The 14,341-nt window shown below is 67.8% G+C and carries 10 protein-coding genes; 2 read left to right on the top strand and 8 right to left on the bottom strand.

Annotated elements, in window-relative coordinates; genetic code table 11:
* Positions 1-4: 4 nt before the first annotated feature.
* The 7 genes from ACYX7E_RS03890 to ACYX7E_RS03920 all read right to left on the bottom strand — a co-directional run bounded on the left by ACYX7E_RS03890 (position 5) and on the right by ACYX7E_RS03920 (position 9,213).
* Positions 5-1,777 (bottom strand): potassium-transporting ATPase subunit KdpA, encoded by a 1,773-nt coding sequence (locus tag ACYX7E_RS03890; RefSeq protein ID WP_462079244.1) that lies wholly within the window; start codon positions 1,775-1,777, stop codon positions 5-7.
* Positions 1,778-1,830: 53 nt separating this feature from the next.
* Positions 1,831-2,583, bottom strand: coding sequence for a TorF family putative porin (locus tag ACYX7E_RS03895; protein WP_462079245.1), 753 nt, complete (start codon positions 2,581-2,583; stop codon positions 1,831-1,833).
* Between the two features lie 183 nt (positions 2,584-2,766).
* Positions 2,767-3,708 carry an N-acetylglucosamine kinase gene (locus tag ACYX7E_RS03900; RefSeq protein WP_462079246.1) on the bottom strand — a complete coding sequence of 314 codons (942 nt, stop codon included), beginning with the start codon at positions 3,706-3,708 and terminating at the stop codon, positions 2,767-2,769.
* Positions 3,705-4,874 carry an SIS domain-containing protein gene (locus tag ACYX7E_RS03905; protein ID WP_462079247.1) on the bottom strand — a complete coding sequence of 390 codons (1,170 nt, stop codon included), beginning with the start codon at positions 4,872-4,874 and terminating at the stop codon, positions 3,705-3,707. The genes ACYX7E_RS03900 and ACYX7E_RS03905 overlap by 4 nt, the downstream gene beginning before the upstream one ends.
* Positions 4,861-6,150, bottom strand: a complete 1,290-nt coding sequence (locus ACYX7E_RS03910) for a D-tagatose-bisphosphate aldolase, class II, non-catalytic subunit (RefSeq protein ID WP_462079248.1) — start codon at positions 6,148-6,150, stop codon at positions 4,861-4,863. Before ACYX7E_RS03910 ends, ACYX7E_RS03905 begins: the two co-directional genes overlap by 14 nt.
* Before the next feature lie 16 nt (positions 6,151-6,166).
* Positions 6,167-7,081, bottom strand: coding sequence for an EamA family transporter (locus ACYX7E_RS03915; RefSeq protein ID WP_462079249.1), 915 nt, complete (start codon positions 7,079-7,081; stop codon positions 6,167-6,169).
* On the bottom strand, positions 7,078-9,213 hold the full coding sequence (locus ACYX7E_RS03920) for a glycoside hydrolase family 36 protein (protein ID WP_462079250.1): 2,136 nt from the start codon (positions 9,211-9,213) through the stop codon (positions 7,078-7,080). The genes ACYX7E_RS03915 and ACYX7E_RS03920 overlap by 4 nt, the downstream gene beginning before the upstream one ends.
* A gap of 112 nt (positions 9,214-9,325) precedes the next feature.
* Here ACYX7E_RS03920 and ACYX7E_RS03925 point away from each other — a divergent pair, with 112 nt between their 5' ends.
* A complete protein-coding gene (locus ACYX7E_RS03925) occupies positions 9,326-10,465 on the top strand; it encodes an amidohydrolase family protein (RefSeq protein ID WP_462079251.1) in 1,140 nt (379 codons plus the stop codon).
* A gap of 46 nt (positions 10,466-10,511) precedes the next feature.
* On the opposite strand, the gene agaR is transcribed toward ACYX7E_RS03925, so the two are convergent.
* Positions 10,512-11,291: a transcriptional repressor AgaR gene (gene agaR / locus ACYX7E_RS03930; protein WP_462079252.1), complete on the bottom strand. Its 780-nt coding sequence runs from the start codon at positions 11,289-11,291 to the stop codon at positions 10,512-10,514.
* A 140-nt stretch (positions 11,292-11,431) separates the two neighbouring features.
* Here agaR and ACYX7E_RS03935 point away from each other — a divergent pair, with 140 nt between their 5' ends.
* Positions 11,432-14,299, top strand: coding sequence for a TonB-dependent receptor (locus ACYX7E_RS03935; protein ID WP_462079253.1), 2,868 nt, complete (start codon positions 11,432-11,434; stop codon positions 14,297-14,299).
* Positions 14,300-14,341: the final 42 nt, after the last annotated feature.

The following is a 14,341-nucleotide window of genomic DNA, read 5'->3' on the forward strand; positions in this document are numbered from 1 at the left end:
GGTCTCAGGAAGCGATCAGGGTCAGGTGGTCGGCCACGGGGCCCAGCACCAGCACGGGCATGAACTGCAGCAGGGTCAGGATCACGACCACCGCGATCAGGGTCAGTGCGAACGTCGGCGTCTCGATCTGCAGGCTGCCGGCGGTGTCCGGCGATACACGCTTGCGTGCCATCGACGCCGCGATCGCCAGCGGTACGATCAGCGCCGGATAGCGGCCCAGCGCCAGCACCAGGCTGCAGCTGAGGTTCCACCAGTAGGTGGCATCGGCCAGCCCCTCGAATCCGGAGCCGTTGTTGGCGAATGCCGATGTGTACTCGTAGAACACCTGGCTGATGCCATGGAAGCCGGGATTGGAGTTGCCGGTGATCGACGGCAGCGCCAGCGTGATCGCGGTCATGCCCAGCAGCACCAGCGGCTGCAGCAGCACCAGCACCGCCAGTAGCCTGATCTCGGGCGCCTCGATCTTGCGTCCGAACAGTTCGGGCGTGCGGCCGGTCATCAGCCCGGCCAGGAACACCGCCAGCAGCAGGTAGACCAGGAACTGCATCAGGCCGCAGCCGATGCCGCCCCAGATCGCGTTGACCAGCATGTTGGACATCGCGACCAGGCCGGTCAGCGGCGCCGAGGAGTCCAGCATCATGTTGACCGAGCCGTTGTTGATCTGCGTCGTCATCGCGGCCCACAGCGCCGATGCGTCGGCACCGATGCGCACCTCCTTGCCTTCCATCAGCGCAACGCCGGCGGCGGTCGACGAATAGCCTTCCGACCACAGCGCCGCGGACACCGACACCAGCGACATCGCCATCATCGTGCCGAACACCAGCGCGCTGAGCCGCTTGCGCCCGGTGAACGCGCTGAGCATGAACACCACGGCGATCGGGATCAGGATCAGCGCCAGCGTTTCCAGCAGGTTCGCCAGTGGGGTCGGGTTCTCCAGCGGCACCGTGCTGTTGGGGCCGTACCAGCCGCCGCCGTTGCTGCCGAGCTGCTTGGCGGCCACCATCGCGGCGACCGGTCCCAGCGGGATCTTCTGCGCATCCATGCCGGCCGAAGCATCGATCGGCGCCGCCACCGGTCCGCCTTGCAGCGTCGAAGGCACACCCTGCGCGGTCAACAGCAGCGACCACACCAGGCACAGCGGCAGCATCACGCGGACGCTGGGGCGGATGACGTCGGCCCAGTAGTTGCCGACATCGATGTTGCGTGCGTTCGCGTCGGCGCTGTCGATGCGCCCGGCATCCGCATGCCCGACGTCGAGAGGGCCGGCATCACCTGCAGCACAGAGTTTGCCGTTGGCATCCGCACGTCCGCCGAACAGGCCGCGCAGCGTCGCCACCACCAGCGCCAGTGCCATCATCGGCGTCACCACCTGCAGGCCGACGATGCTGGTCATCTGGGCCAGGTGCGACAGTTGCGCCTGGCCGGAGTAATGCTGCTGGTTGGTGTTGGTCAGGAACGAGACCATCGTGTGCAGCGCAAGATCCCAGCGTATGTTGGGCGCGCCGTTGGGATTGAGCGGCAGCCAGGCCTGCGTCATCAGCACGGTCCAGGCCAGCAGGCCGAGCACGAGGTTGCTGCCGACGAATGCGATCGCGTAGGCCTTCCAGTCCATGCCTGCGCGCGGGTCGACGCCGAGCAGCCGGTACAGCGGACGTTCGATCCAGCCGAACACGCGGTCGCCCGGCATCGGCGCGCCGCGCATCACCCGCGCCAGGTAACGGCCGAGTGGCCAACCCAGCACGATGGCCAGTGCGAAAACGGAAATGAATTCAATCATGGCGGTGGACCGTCATTGCGAAGAAGGGGGCGTGGTGCCTGTCGGGCGTGCGGTCAGAACGAGGCCTGCAGCGCGCCTTCGATGCGCGTGCCGGCAAGCTCGGGGAACAGATGTCTGGCAGCGCTGTCGGTGGCATGCACGGTCACGCGCAGTTCCAGCGGGGGCGCGACGGCCCAGACCGCGCCGAGCTGTGCGTGGGCATAGCCCGCGTGCGTGCGGCCATCGCCGTCGACGCCATCGAACCAGTAGCGCCCGGCCGCCGCTTCGACACGCAGGCGTTCGCCCCATGGCCAGCGCGCACCGAGCTGCGCATAGGTGCCCGGGCGATCGCCGGCCAATGCGTGGCGGGAATGGCCCAGCTGCAGCCAACGGTCCTGCTTCCAGGTCAGCGTGCCGACGAGTTCGGTCCAGTCCAGATCGCTCGTCGCCGCCGGGTAGCGGTACTGCGTCAGGTTGACGTCGAGCGACCACTGCGGCGACAACGCACCGCTCCAGCCGGCGACGAGATCGAGCTCGGTGCTGGCCTTGGGATCGCTGGGGAAGGCGACGCTGGATGCCCAGGCCGACGCATACCAGCCGCGCGCGCCGGCCAGCTTGAGGCCGGCCTGCAGCGCAGGATCGCCTTGGCTTTGCGTAGTGCCGCGCCAGACATAGTCGGTGGTCGCAGTCGCGCTTCCGCTCAGTTCGCTGGCGCCGGAATGGCTAGACGCCAGCGCAAGGCCGATGAAGATCGCGGCATGCAGCCGCACGCGCGAGGCCGGATCCCGGGCTGGAGCAGCGGTCGTGCAGAGGTGTTGCGTGAACATGGCTAAGCATCCTGGCGGAGACCTTCCGCCGATGCCGCCAGTGTCTTGCCGTGCGCCGTAAAGTCTCTACGCCCGCCGGACGCGCGCCGCATAAAATCTGCGTAAATCGTGTCTGCGTAGACGTATCTGCGTAAAGCCTGCGCGCCGGACGCGATCAGGGGCTCTTGCGCTCAGAACAGGTTCTCAGGCGTCGCGCGCGGCCAGCGTCATCGCATACAGCGCAGCGCCGTAATGCGGATCGTGCAGGGGCTGGCGCAGCTCGAAAGACGGGCTGGCCGCCCGCAGCGCCTGCCGGAATGGTGCCAGCAGCAGGTCGCCGGCACTGAACGCGCCGCCGGAATACGACAGCGGCACCGGCTCGCCAGGGCTGAAGTCCAGTGCGATGCGCAGCGCGTCCGCAATCAATGCCAGTTCCTGGCCGGCCTGCTGGAAGATCCGCAGCGCGATGGCGTCGCCGGCAGTGGCGGCGTCGGCGACCAGAGGCGACAGCTGCGCGAGTTCGCCGCGGGCATAGGACTGCGTGCCATAGACATGCGCACAGATGTCGAGGTCGTGCTGCAGCTGCAATGCCTCGTTGAGGATGGCATGCAGTGGTCCGCGTGGCAGGCGGCCGTCACTCATCCGCGAGTACGCGTTCAGGCCCTGCATCGCGATCCAGTAGGCCGAGCCTTCGTCGGAGAACGCTTCGCCCCAGCCGCCGGCGCGCGCCTGCGCCTGCTGGCGCTGGCCGTAGCCGATCGAGCCGGTGCCGGCGACGATGTTGATGCCATCGGCGCAGCCCAGCGATCCCGCCCAGCCGCAGACCATGTCGTTGTCGCAGGCGTAGCGCGCATGTCCCAGGATCGCGGCCGGGATCGCATCCAGCAGCGGTGCGATGCGGCTGTCCTCGCCATACGCGGGCAGGCCGAAGAAGGCGTGCGCGATGTCGTCGCGGGTCGCGTCCGAGATCGCCAGCACCTGCTCGACACCCTGGGCCAGGATCGCGCGAATGCCATCGACGCCGGCATGCGGATGGTAGGTGGTGCCCAGTTGGGCTTCGGCCAGCAGGCTGCCATCGGCGCCGACCAGGGCGAACCGTGTCTTGGTTCCGCCGCCGTCGACGCCGAGGTAGCAGAGGCGGCTCATGCGCCGATCGCGTACAGGCGGACACCCTGCACGACGCGGTTCACCACGCCCTGCTTGTTCGGATTGTCCGGCGACAGTCCCAGCGCGCGCGAGGCCTCGAACGCATAGAGCTGCGCGACCGCGACGAACGGCCACAGCAGGTCGACGTCCTGCGTGCCGGCCATGCCGGGCACGATGACGGTGTCGTCATCGGCGGGATTGCGCGGCTCGGCGCTGACCTCGATGATGCGCGCCGCGCAGCGGTCGCGGCGCAGCTCGTCGATCAGGTCGTGGTCGTAGCGGCGCGTCAGCGGATCGTTGCTGACGAAGACCACGACCAGGGTCTGCGCGGTGATGAAGGTCTTCGGCCCATGGCGGAATCCGAGGGGCGAGTCGAAGCAGGTCGCGACCGCGCCGTTGGTCAGTTCGCCGAGCTTCAACGTCGCCTCGCGCGCCAGCCCTTGCAGCACGCCGCTGCCGAGGTAGACCACGCGGTCGTAGCCGCGCCAGGCCAGCGCCTGCAACCGTTCGCGGGCCTCGTCGATGACATGTGCGGTCGCCGCGGCGATCGCGCCGATGCGGCCATCCATCGTGCCGGGCGCCGACAGCGCGACCAGGGTCGCGTACATCATGCAGCTGAAGCTCGAGGTCATCGCAAAGCTGGCGTCGTGGGTTTCTTCCGGCAATTGCAGCGTCAGCGCGCTGCGGACCGCGCTGCGGCCGAGCGCTCCGTGCGGATTGCAGGTCACGATCAGGTGGCGCACGTCATCGACGATCGACTCCGCCAGTTCCACCGCGGCCAGGCTCTCGGGGCTGTTGCCGGAGCGGCCGAACGACACCAGCAGCAGCGGCTGCCCCGGCTTGAGGTGCAGGTGCGGCGCGCTGACGATATCGGTCGTGGCCACTGCATCCACGCGCGCGGCCAGCTGGCGGCCCAGCAGTGGGGCCAGGCACAGGCCGATGTAGGCCGAGGTGCCGGCGCCGGTCAGGATCACACGGGCCTGCGGGTCGCCGGTGACCGGCGACACGAAGGCCTGGATCTGCGTGTGCAGCGCCGACACGAGCGCATGCGTGCGTTCGAGCATGTGCGGCTGCTGCTCGATCTCGCGTGCCGTCCACAGTGCGTCGGCGGCAATCAGGTCGGCCTCGGTCATGCCGAGGTGCGCGGTGGTTTCAATGGGTGTCATGGGGGTGGCAGGCATCGTGGTAGTCGTCCAGGACCGCATTGATGTGCGCGATGGCCAGCGACAGCGGATCGACGGTCGCGTGTCCGTTGCGCAGCGCATGCAATGCATGGGGGAGGTATTGGCTGATCAGCGAGATCGGTGGCGGATCGGCGCGCAGGTTGTCGAACAGTCGCTGGCGCGCGCCTTCGATCGCGGGATCGGGCCAGTAGTAGCGCATGCGGTCGCTGAGGCTGTAGTGCAGGTCCACGGTCAACGCGTGGCCGTCGCCATGGTAGTAGCGTTGCCAGTGCGCCGGATGCGCGCGCATGCGCGCGATCACGACGTCGCGCAGTCCGGCCTGGCGCACGGGCTCGATCCATTCGCGCTCGATCGCATCGAGTGCCCACAGCGCCTCGCGCAGCGCGAACGTCAGCCCCGGGCCGACCTTCAGGATCGCGAAGTGGTCGCGCACCAGCGCGGCCAGCGCCGCGCGGGTCTGGTAATCGGTGGAATGCGCTTCGAACACCATGCCCGGCACCTGCGTGATGGCCTGGCTCAGTGTGCGCGCAGCGGCGGGGTCGTAGTCGATGACGCTGTGGTGGTCGAACTCCACGCCCGGCTGCACCACCGAGGCGATGACACGCTGCCACGCGGCGTCCAGTCCGGCCTCGGCGAAGGCCTGGCGATGTGCGTCGATCGTCTCCAGCGCGGTCTGCGGCGTGGTCAGCGCCAGGCCCTCGATCGATTCGGTGGCGCCGCCGGGTACGGGGACTTCGGTGCCGATGACGTAGACCGGCGGTTCGCCGCCGGCCTGGGCATGCGCGGCCTCGGCGGCCTGGCACAGGCGCACCGCGCGACGCACGATCTCGGCCTCGGGGAGCGGATCGCGATCGCCCTGGCAGGCCATCGAGCAATCCAGGTGGATCTTGCGGAAGCCCGCGGCGACATAGGCCGCGACCATGGTCTCGGCCTTGTCCATCGCCGCGGCGGCATCGAGCGACGTCCACGGATTGGGGCCGAGGTGATCGCCGCCCAGCGCGATGCGCGCGCGGTCGAAGCCGACGCGGTCGGCAATCGCATAGACGAAGTCGACGAAGTCGGCCGGCGTCATCCCGGTATAGCCGCCGTCCTGGTTGACCTGGTTGCAGGTCGCTTCGAACAGCACCAGCGATTGCCCGCTGCGCTGCGCATGGCGCAGGCCGGCTTCGATGACGATGGGATGCGCCGAGCAGATCGAGGTCACGCCGGTGGCGTGTCCCTGTTGGTGGCGCGCGACGAGGTCGAGCAGGACGTGCATGGGGGCGTGGGTCCGGTCAGGGGTGGGGAGGGACTGGGTCGCGCTCGGGTTCCAGCACCAGCAGCAGCGACGCGACCAGTGCCAGCACCAGCCCGACCATCTTCAGCGGGCCGGGGATGACGCTGGCGAAGATCAGCGACAGCACGGCAGTGACCAGCGGCGCGCCGGCATTGGTCAGCGGGGCGACCACGATGGCCTTGCCGTGCCGGAACGCGTAGACCAGGGTCAGCGCGCCGATCGCGTTGAGCACCTGGATCGCCGCGGTCAGCCATGGGCCATCGAGGCCGAGGTTGATCGGCTGCGTCCAGTCGGTCATCGCCCAGGCCACCGGGGCCAGCAGCAGCGCGCCCAGCGTCATGTAGAAGAAGATGCTTTCCGCCCGCACGCTGTGGTTGGCCAGGCGCATGAAGTACGCCTGCACGCCCCAGGCCAGCATGATCAGCAGCGACTGCAGGAACCAGCCCAGACCATCGCCGGCACCGCGCCCGAACGACAGGTCCAGCAGCGGCAGCGCGACCAGCGCCAGCACGATGCCGGCCGTGCCCCGCCAGCCGGTGCGTTCGCGCAGCAGCAGGAACGACAGCGCGATGGTCACCACCGGCGACAGCGAAATGATCGGGAACACGAAGTAGGCCGGGCCGATCGTCAGCGTGTGGAACAGCAACATCTGGCCACCGGCGCCGAGCAGGCCGATCGTCATGCCGTAGGCGATCGCGCGCGGCGAGCGGTCCAGCGCCCAGCCGCCGCGCCACAGGATGTACAGCGCCGGTGGGATCATCGTCAGCGCCCACACGCAATAGACCAGCGTGTCGGGGAAGCCGCGTCCGGCCGACAGGCCCGACAGCGCGCCCCAGACGCCCCACAGCGCGACCGTGGTCAGCGCGAACACCAGCCAGGGGCGACGCTGCGGCGCGGCGGCGACCGCGCTCATGCCGCGGTGCCCGAGCGTGCAGCGCCACCCGCGTCCGCGCCTTCGGGCGCGACCTGCAGCAGCAGGAAGTCCGAGAACGCGACCGTCAAGGTCGCGGTGCCGGCGGCGTCGGCGTCGACTGCGCCGAGGTCGACGTCGTTGAACAGATCGCGTACGCGGTGGCGTCCCGCCGCCAGTCCGCGCAGTTGTACCGGCCCCTTCCAGGTATCGGCATAGAACGCGTAGTGGATCGCGCCGTCCTTGGCGATCGCATGCGCCTCGGGTCGGTCGAAGCCGATGTCGTACAGCGCGCCCAAGTAGTCGCCCTTGGGCAGCATCAGCTGCTTGTACAGCCCGACCCAACGCGCCCACAGCGCTTCCTTCTCCGGCGTCAGCAGGTAGCCACCGGGCGGTAGCGGTGCAGTCGGGGTGTCGGTGTCCCTGGGCCAGGTGAACTTGGTCGAGATCACCGCGCCGATGCCGACGCTGGAGGCGAAATCGCGGCCGCCGGTGGACAGTTCGACGTGATCGCCGGCATAGCTGCTGCGGTCGCCGATCAGCGCCTTGATGGCCTTGCCCTTGCTGCGCACCTGCCAGGACGACAACGGGTCCGACGACGGGAACTGGTCGGTCGCCGGCAGGTTGTGGAACGCGAACGCGGTGCCGCAGGGGCACAACTCGACGACGGCCTCGGGGTTGGCGTCGTGTGCGGCCTTGTAGATCGCGTTCCAGAAATCCGCGAGCTTTTCGAACGATTCGTTCGGATGCGCGTGCTTGTGCGCCGGGTTGTGGCAGGGGGCCACGGCGTTGAGGTGCTGGCCATCGAGCTTGATACCCTCGAAGCCCCAGTCGCCGATCGCCTTGGTGACCAGCGCAACATAGAAATCGATCGTCGGCGGGTAGGCCGGGCACTGCGTCAGCGCGTTCCACCAGGTCACGGTCTGGAACGCGCCGCCTTCGCCGAGCAGCAGCATGTCGACATGCTCGTGCAGGACGTCGCTGCCCGGATCGGCCGCCAGCGGCGCCAACCACAGGCGCGGGCGCATGCCCTGTGCGCGCACCGCCTGGACGAAGGCGCGCATGTCGGCATCGCCGCGCGGGAACTTGCGCGTGTCGATGTCCCAATCGCCCTCGTTGGTCTGCCAGCCGTCGTCGAGCACGGCCCATTCGAAGCCGAGTTCGCGCGCTTTCGGCAGCGTCGCCAGGATCTGCGCGGTATTGAAGTCGCGCTCGTACCCCCAGGCGCACCAGACCGGCGCGAACGCCGACTCGGGGGCCTTGGGCGCTTCGATGCCTTCGGCCTGCATGAACTGCCGGTACTGGTTCAACGGTGCGAAACAGTCGCCCGCATGCACGGCCAGCAGGGTGCGGTCGGTGACCAGGGTGTCGCCGGGGGCGATCGTCGCCGGCACCCGCGACTCGACAGCGATACTTGCGCCGCCGGCGTACTTGCTGACCGGCATCTCCAGCAGGCGCACGACCGGTTCGACATGGCCGACTGCCAGGCCGACGTCGCGCCGCCAGATGTTGGCCACCGGGGTGCCGCCGCCGTAGTCGGAGGAATCCATGCCCAGCGTGTTGCGCTGGTCGAAGCCGTCCTGCAACGGCTGCATCCAGTCGCGGCGATCGGTATGGGTGGCGCCGGAATAGCTCCAGAAGCCGCCGGGCGCATCGTCGAGCGCGTGCCCGGCGCTGCGCCAGCCGACGACATCGACCGCGGCGCTTCCCTGGTTGCGATAGCGCGTCTGCACCACGGCCATGCCGGGCAGGCTGTCGAAGAACGACACCGCGACCTGCTTCTCGATGCCGCGCGGCGAGCGCCCGCTGACGATCAGCTGCTGGCCGCGACCATGGCGGGGATCGTCGAGCGCGAGGGTCTGTTCGCCGACGAAGGTGAAGGCTTCGCTGGCCTCGTCGGCCAGCAGCAGGGTCTCGCTGTCCTGGAACGGCGTCAGCGGCTTGCCGTTGGCAATGATGCGGCTGTACAGGCGGTGATCGAAGTCGATCGACAGCACGGCGTCATTGACCTGCGCGACGTCGCCGCGCGCGCCCTGGCGTGCGGCGTGGGCCCAGGGCAGGGTCGCCCAGGCGGCACCGCCGGCCACGCTGCCGGCCACCAGTTTCAGGAGGGTGCGACGTTCAATCGGGGGCATGGCGACAATCCGGTTGAGGTGACTGGATTCTGCGTGAGACGCCAAGGTTGATGCAAGCGTTTTGTTGCGATATGGTTCAATTAAGTTTCGTTATGTATCAAGAGGCGATCCGATGCATCTGATCCTGCGTACGCTGTTGCCCTGCCTGACCGTCGCTCTGCTGTCGTCCTGCGCCGGTGACCCGCCGCCCGCGCCTGCCGCCGCGACGCCTGCTGCGGCACCCGTGCCCGAGGAGGTCTATGCGATGGAGGACTTCGCGCGCGTGCGTAAGTACGACGCGCACGTGCACGCCAATACGCAGGACGCCGCGTTCCTGGACCAGGCGCGCGACGATGGCTTCGAGCTGATGTCGATCAACGTCGACTATCCGGACTTCCCGACACTGGCTGTGCAGCGAGCCGCGGTGCTGGCGCTGGCCAAGACTGACCCGGCGCGGCTGCACTGGGCGACCACGTTTGCGATGGACGGATTCGGTGCGCCCGACTGGGCGGCGCGCGTCAATGCCGGGCTCGCGCGCGATGTCGACGAAGGCGCGCGCGCGGTGAAGATCTGGAAGAACGTCGGCATGATCGAGAAGGACGCCGACGGGCGCCTGGTGATGCTCGACCATCCGGGTCTCTCGGCCGTCGCCGACCAGGTGCGCGCGCTCGATGTTGCGCTGATCGGCCACCAGGGCGAACCGCACAACTGCTGGTTGCCGCTGGCGCAGATGACGACCGACAACGATCGCGAGTACTTCCGCAATCACCCCGAGTACCACATGTACCTGCATCCTGATCAGCCGAGCTACGACGATCAGATCGACGCGCGCGACCGCTTCGTCGCCGCGCATCCTGGATTGCGGTTCGTCGGCGCGCACCTGGGCAGCCTCGAGTACGACGTCGGCCGGCTGGCGGCGTTCCTGGAGCGCTTTCCCGATGCCACCGTCGACCTGGCCGCGCGCATGAGCCAGGTGCAATACCAGTCGGTGCGCGACCGCGACAAGGTGCGTGACTTCTTCATCCGCTACCAGGACCGCGTGCTCTACGGCACCGACCTGACCCTGGGCCCGGACGCGGATCCGGCGACGTTCAAGCGCGAGGCGCATGCGGTCTGGACCTCGGACTGGCGCTATCTGGCCACCGCCGACAGCCAACGCGTCGAGATGATCCATGCCGACGTGCCGGGGCTGGCGTTGCCGCGTGCGGTCATCGACAAGATCTACTACGGCAATGCGGTCCGCATGTTCCGCGCCGGCAAGGCCGGCGACTGATCGGCGCGCTCCTGCGGCACGCGTCCCCCCGCCGCTGGGTGGCCGATCAGGCGAGCAGCAGTTCGAAGCCGAGTTGCTGGCTGGCCTGCAGGATCTCGTCGGGTGCGCCGGTGTCGGTGATCAGCGTATTCAGGGCGCCGATCGGGATGATCCGGTGCAGGCAGATCTTGCCGAACTTGGAACTGTCGGTGATCGCGATGACCAGGCGCGCGGCCTCGACCATCTTGCGGTTGAGCAGGGCTTCGGGTTCGTAATGCGTGGTGATGCCGCGCTCGAGGTCGAAGCCGTCGACACCCAGGAACAGCATGTCCACGTGCAGCGCATCCAGCGCCTCGACGGTCAGGCCGCCGTAGAACGCCATGTTCCTGCGCCGCAGTTCGCCGCCGAGCATGACGATGTTGATGTTGTGCTTGGGCGTCAGCGCCGTCAGCACGCCGAAATCGTTGGTGACCACGGTCACGTCGATGTCCGGCAGCGCCTCGGCCAGCTGGATGGACGTGGTGCCCGAATCGATCGCGATGGTGTCGCCGGCCTTGACCAGCGCGGCCGCGCGCTGGCCGATGCGGCGCTTCTCGTCGAGGTGGGCGGTGCGCTTGGCTTCGTAGGGCGGCTCGGCCAGCGTGCCGCCGACGACGCCGCTGTCGATGGCGCCGCCATAGGCACGCGTCATCACGCCGCGCTCGGAGAGGTAGCGCAGATCCTTGCGCACCGTCTGCATGCTGACGCCGAAGCGCCGGGCCAGGGTGTCGACCTGCACACTGCCTTGCTGACGCACGAGTTCGCTGATCTGGAGACGACGTTGACTGGTATCGCGGGTGGCGGCCATGGGGGCAGTCCTTTGGACCCGGCGAAGTATGCCGCATTTCGTTGTGTTTCGCTATTGATGCTAAACGAAACCTGTTATAGGCTCGGTTTCGTTGTTTAACCAGCAAGGCCCGCCACCGCGCCCCCTGAGGAGAGAACCCAGTGAACGCCGCACCCCTGCATCGGAACACCCTGTACCGTGGAATCGCGTTTGCCCTGCTGGCCACCCTGGCGGCCCCGTCGACCCTCCTGGCCCAGGACCTGCCCGACGGCGCCACACCCGCCCAGGCCTCGACGACACAGCAGCCGGCCGATGCGACCCGGCCTGGCGACGACACCGAGACGCTGGGGACGGTCGTGGTGACCGGCGTCCGCGGCAGCATGGCGCGCTCCAACGAACTCAAGCGCGACGCCGCCACGGTGCAGGATTCGATCAGCGCGCTGGAGCTGGGCAAATTCCCGGACGACAACGTCGCCGACTCGCTGAGCCACATCACCGGCGTGGCGATCTCGCGCACTGCGGGCGGCGAAGGCCAGAAGGTCAGCGTGCGCGGCCTGGGCCCCGAGTACACGCTGACCACGTTCAATGGCCGCATCCTGGCGACGGATGGCGCCGGACGCGATTTCGCCTACGACGTGCTGCCGGCCGACGTCATCAGCGGCGCCGATGTCATCAAGGGCGCGCAGGCCTCGCTGACCGAGGGTGCGATCGGCGGCCTGATCAACCTGCGTTCGGCCAGTCCGTTCGACCAGAAGGGCCAGCACGGCATCGTGCGCCTGGAAGGCGACCGCAACCAGATGTCCGAGCTCAACGGCCGCAAGTTCTCCGCGACCTACAGCAACACCTTTGCCGGCGACACCATGGGCCTGCTGCTGGGCGTGGTCTACGCGCAGCGCAAGGACCGTACCGACATCGCCGGCAACGACGGCGGCTGGACCCGCAACCCCGACCCCAACGATCCCAACTGGTGGGGCAATGCCTGGGGCGGCAACATCGACCCCAACAACAACGGCGAGCTCGATCCCGAGGAATACGGCCTGATCGCGCCCGGCCAGTTCCGCGTCGGCTCGGTGCTCGAGGACAAGAAGCGGCGCGCGTTCTCGGGCAAGTTCGAGTGGCGGCCCAACGACAACGTCCGCATCGTCGTCGACGGCCTGAAGACCCGGCTCGATTCGCCGCAGGTGTCGTACCAGCAGTCCTACTACCCGTTGTTCGCGCCGGGACGCTGGTCGGACGTGGTGGTGCAGAACGGCATCGTCACCGGCTTCACGATGGCCAATCCCGACCCCGAGTTGCGCCTGAATCCCGAGCTTCTGAACCAGACCGAATACCGTGTCGTCGACACCGATCTCTACGGCGTCAACGGCGAATGGAAGGCCACTGACAACCTGACCTTCAATGCCGACCTCTACCGCTCGACGTCCAAGCGCTATTCGGGCGGCCAGGACACCTACGTCGTGCTGCGCATGAACCAGCCCAACGTCGCGCGCATTACCCTCGGTCCGCATGCGGTGCCCAACGTCAGCGCACAGTTCGACGACGGCCGCGACCTGATCACCGGCCTGGCCAACGGCCAGTTCACCGGCGCCGACTTCAACACCCACTACATGGAACTGCGCGGCGACAACATCGAGGACGAGATCACCGGCGGCGCGGTGTCGGGCAAGTTGTTCGTCGGCAACTGGGGCATCGACAACCTGCACTTCGGCATCAACAGCACCGACCGCAAGAAGTCGCGCGACCTCGTCAACAATACCCTCAACGCCGGCGCCGACTACTACTCGGGCGACAATGCGATCAATGTCGGCGACCTTGGCGGCAACGTGATCTCGCACACCTTCAACTTGCCGCACTTCATGGACGGCGTGGCCTCCAGTTTCCCGCGCAGCTTCCTGGCGTTCGACGTGCCCAACTACCTGGCGCAACTGGCGGCCTACAACGGAAACCTGCGCGCCGACGGTACACCGTACGACTATGCGCTGGCCGCCCCGGCCTGGAATCCGCTGGAGAGCTACCGCGTCAGCGAGAAGACCACCGCGTTCCACGTCCAGGCCGACCTGTCCGGCGACCGCTGGAATGCCGATGTCGGCGTGCGCTTCGTCAAGACCAAGACCCGCGCCAGCGCCTGGGATGCCAAGATTCTCAGCATCACCGAGAACGGTGCCTTCAACTACACCGCGCAGTACGCCCCGCCGACGCCGATCGAACAGGACGCCGACTACTCCTTCGTGCTGCCGTCGGGCAACTTCACCTGGCGCTTCACCGATGAGCTGCAGCTGCGCCTCGGCGCGGCCAAGACCATGGCGCGACCGCCGGTCGACAAGCTGGCGCCGACCAACACCACCGCCAGCGTGTCCTGGGGCGAGTTCACGCAGATCTACGGTGGCAACGTCGACCTGCAGCCGTACAGCGCCCGCCAGGGCGACGCCTCGCTGGAGTGGTATTTCACCGAGAACTCGATCGTCAACCTGGCCGTGTTCTACAAGCGCATCGAGAACCAGATCACCACCAGCTGGGAGCCGGGCCAGGATATCGGCGTACCGGGCTACCTGTTCAACATCATGCGTCCGATCAATGGCGATTACGCCAAGGTCCGAGGCATCGAGGCCGGCCTGCAGCATTTCTGGGACAGCGGCTTCGGCGTGCGCGCGCAGTACACGCGCAACTGGTCGCGCAGCTGGGTCGGCGACGAAGAGCGTCCGCTCGAGGGCATCGCCCCGGCGACGTACTCGCTTGGCCTGATGTACGAGAAGGGCCCGTGGTCGATCGGCGCGAATGCCGACCATACCGAAGGCTTCGTCACTGCGATCAACGTCATCGGCACCGGCTACAACGAACAGGCCGATGCGATCACCTGGCTGACGGCGCACGTCTCGTACAAGTTCAACGACATGTTCAGCATCAGCCTGGAAGGCCAGAACCTGCTCGACGACGAGCAGACCTACAGCCTCAACGGCAATCCGCTGCTGTCACAGGGCTACTACCGTTACGGCCGCTCGGTGAACCTGGGCCTGAGCCTGCGCTTCTAGCGCAGGCGCTTCAGGCGTGCGACTCACGGCAGCGTCCACCGG

This window comes from Luteimonas sp. RIT-PG2_3 (assembly GCF_054902115.1).

Coding starts and splice junctions, on each gene's coding strand:
- ACYX7E_RS03890 (WP_462079244.1), bottom strand. CDS start 1,777: ATGATTGAATTCATTTCCGTTTTCGCACTGGCCATCGTGCTGGGTTGG.
- ACYX7E_RS03895 (WP_462079245.1), bottom strand. CDS start 2,583: ATGTTCACGCAACACCTCTGCACGACCGCTGCTCCAGCCCGGGATCCG.
- ACYX7E_RS03900 (WP_462079246.1), bottom strand. CDS start 3,708: ATGAGCCGCCTCTGCTACCTCGGCGTCGACGGCGGCGGAACCAAGACA.
- ACYX7E_RS03905 (WP_462079247.1), bottom strand. CDS start 4,874: ATGACACCCATTGAAACCACCGCGCACCTCGGCATGACCGAGGCCGAC.
- ACYX7E_RS03910 (WP_462079248.1), bottom strand. CDS start 6,150: ATGCACGTCCTGCTCGACCTCGTCGCGCGCCACCAACAGGGACACGCC.
- ACYX7E_RS03915 (WP_462079249.1), bottom strand. CDS start 7,081: ATGAGCGCGGTCGCCGCCGCGCCGCAGCGTCGCCCCTGGCTGGTGTTC.
- ACYX7E_RS03920 (WP_462079250.1), bottom strand. CDS start 9,213: ATGCCCCCGATTGAACGTCGCACCCTCCTGAAACTGGTGGCCGGCAGC.
- ACYX7E_RS03925 (WP_462079251.1), top strand. CDS start 9,326: ATGCATCTGATCCTGCGTACGCTGTTGCCCTGCCTGACCGTCGCTCTG.
- agaR (WP_462079252.1), bottom strand. CDS start 11,291: ATGGCCGCCACCCGCGATACCAGTCAACGTCGTCTCCAGATCAGCGAA.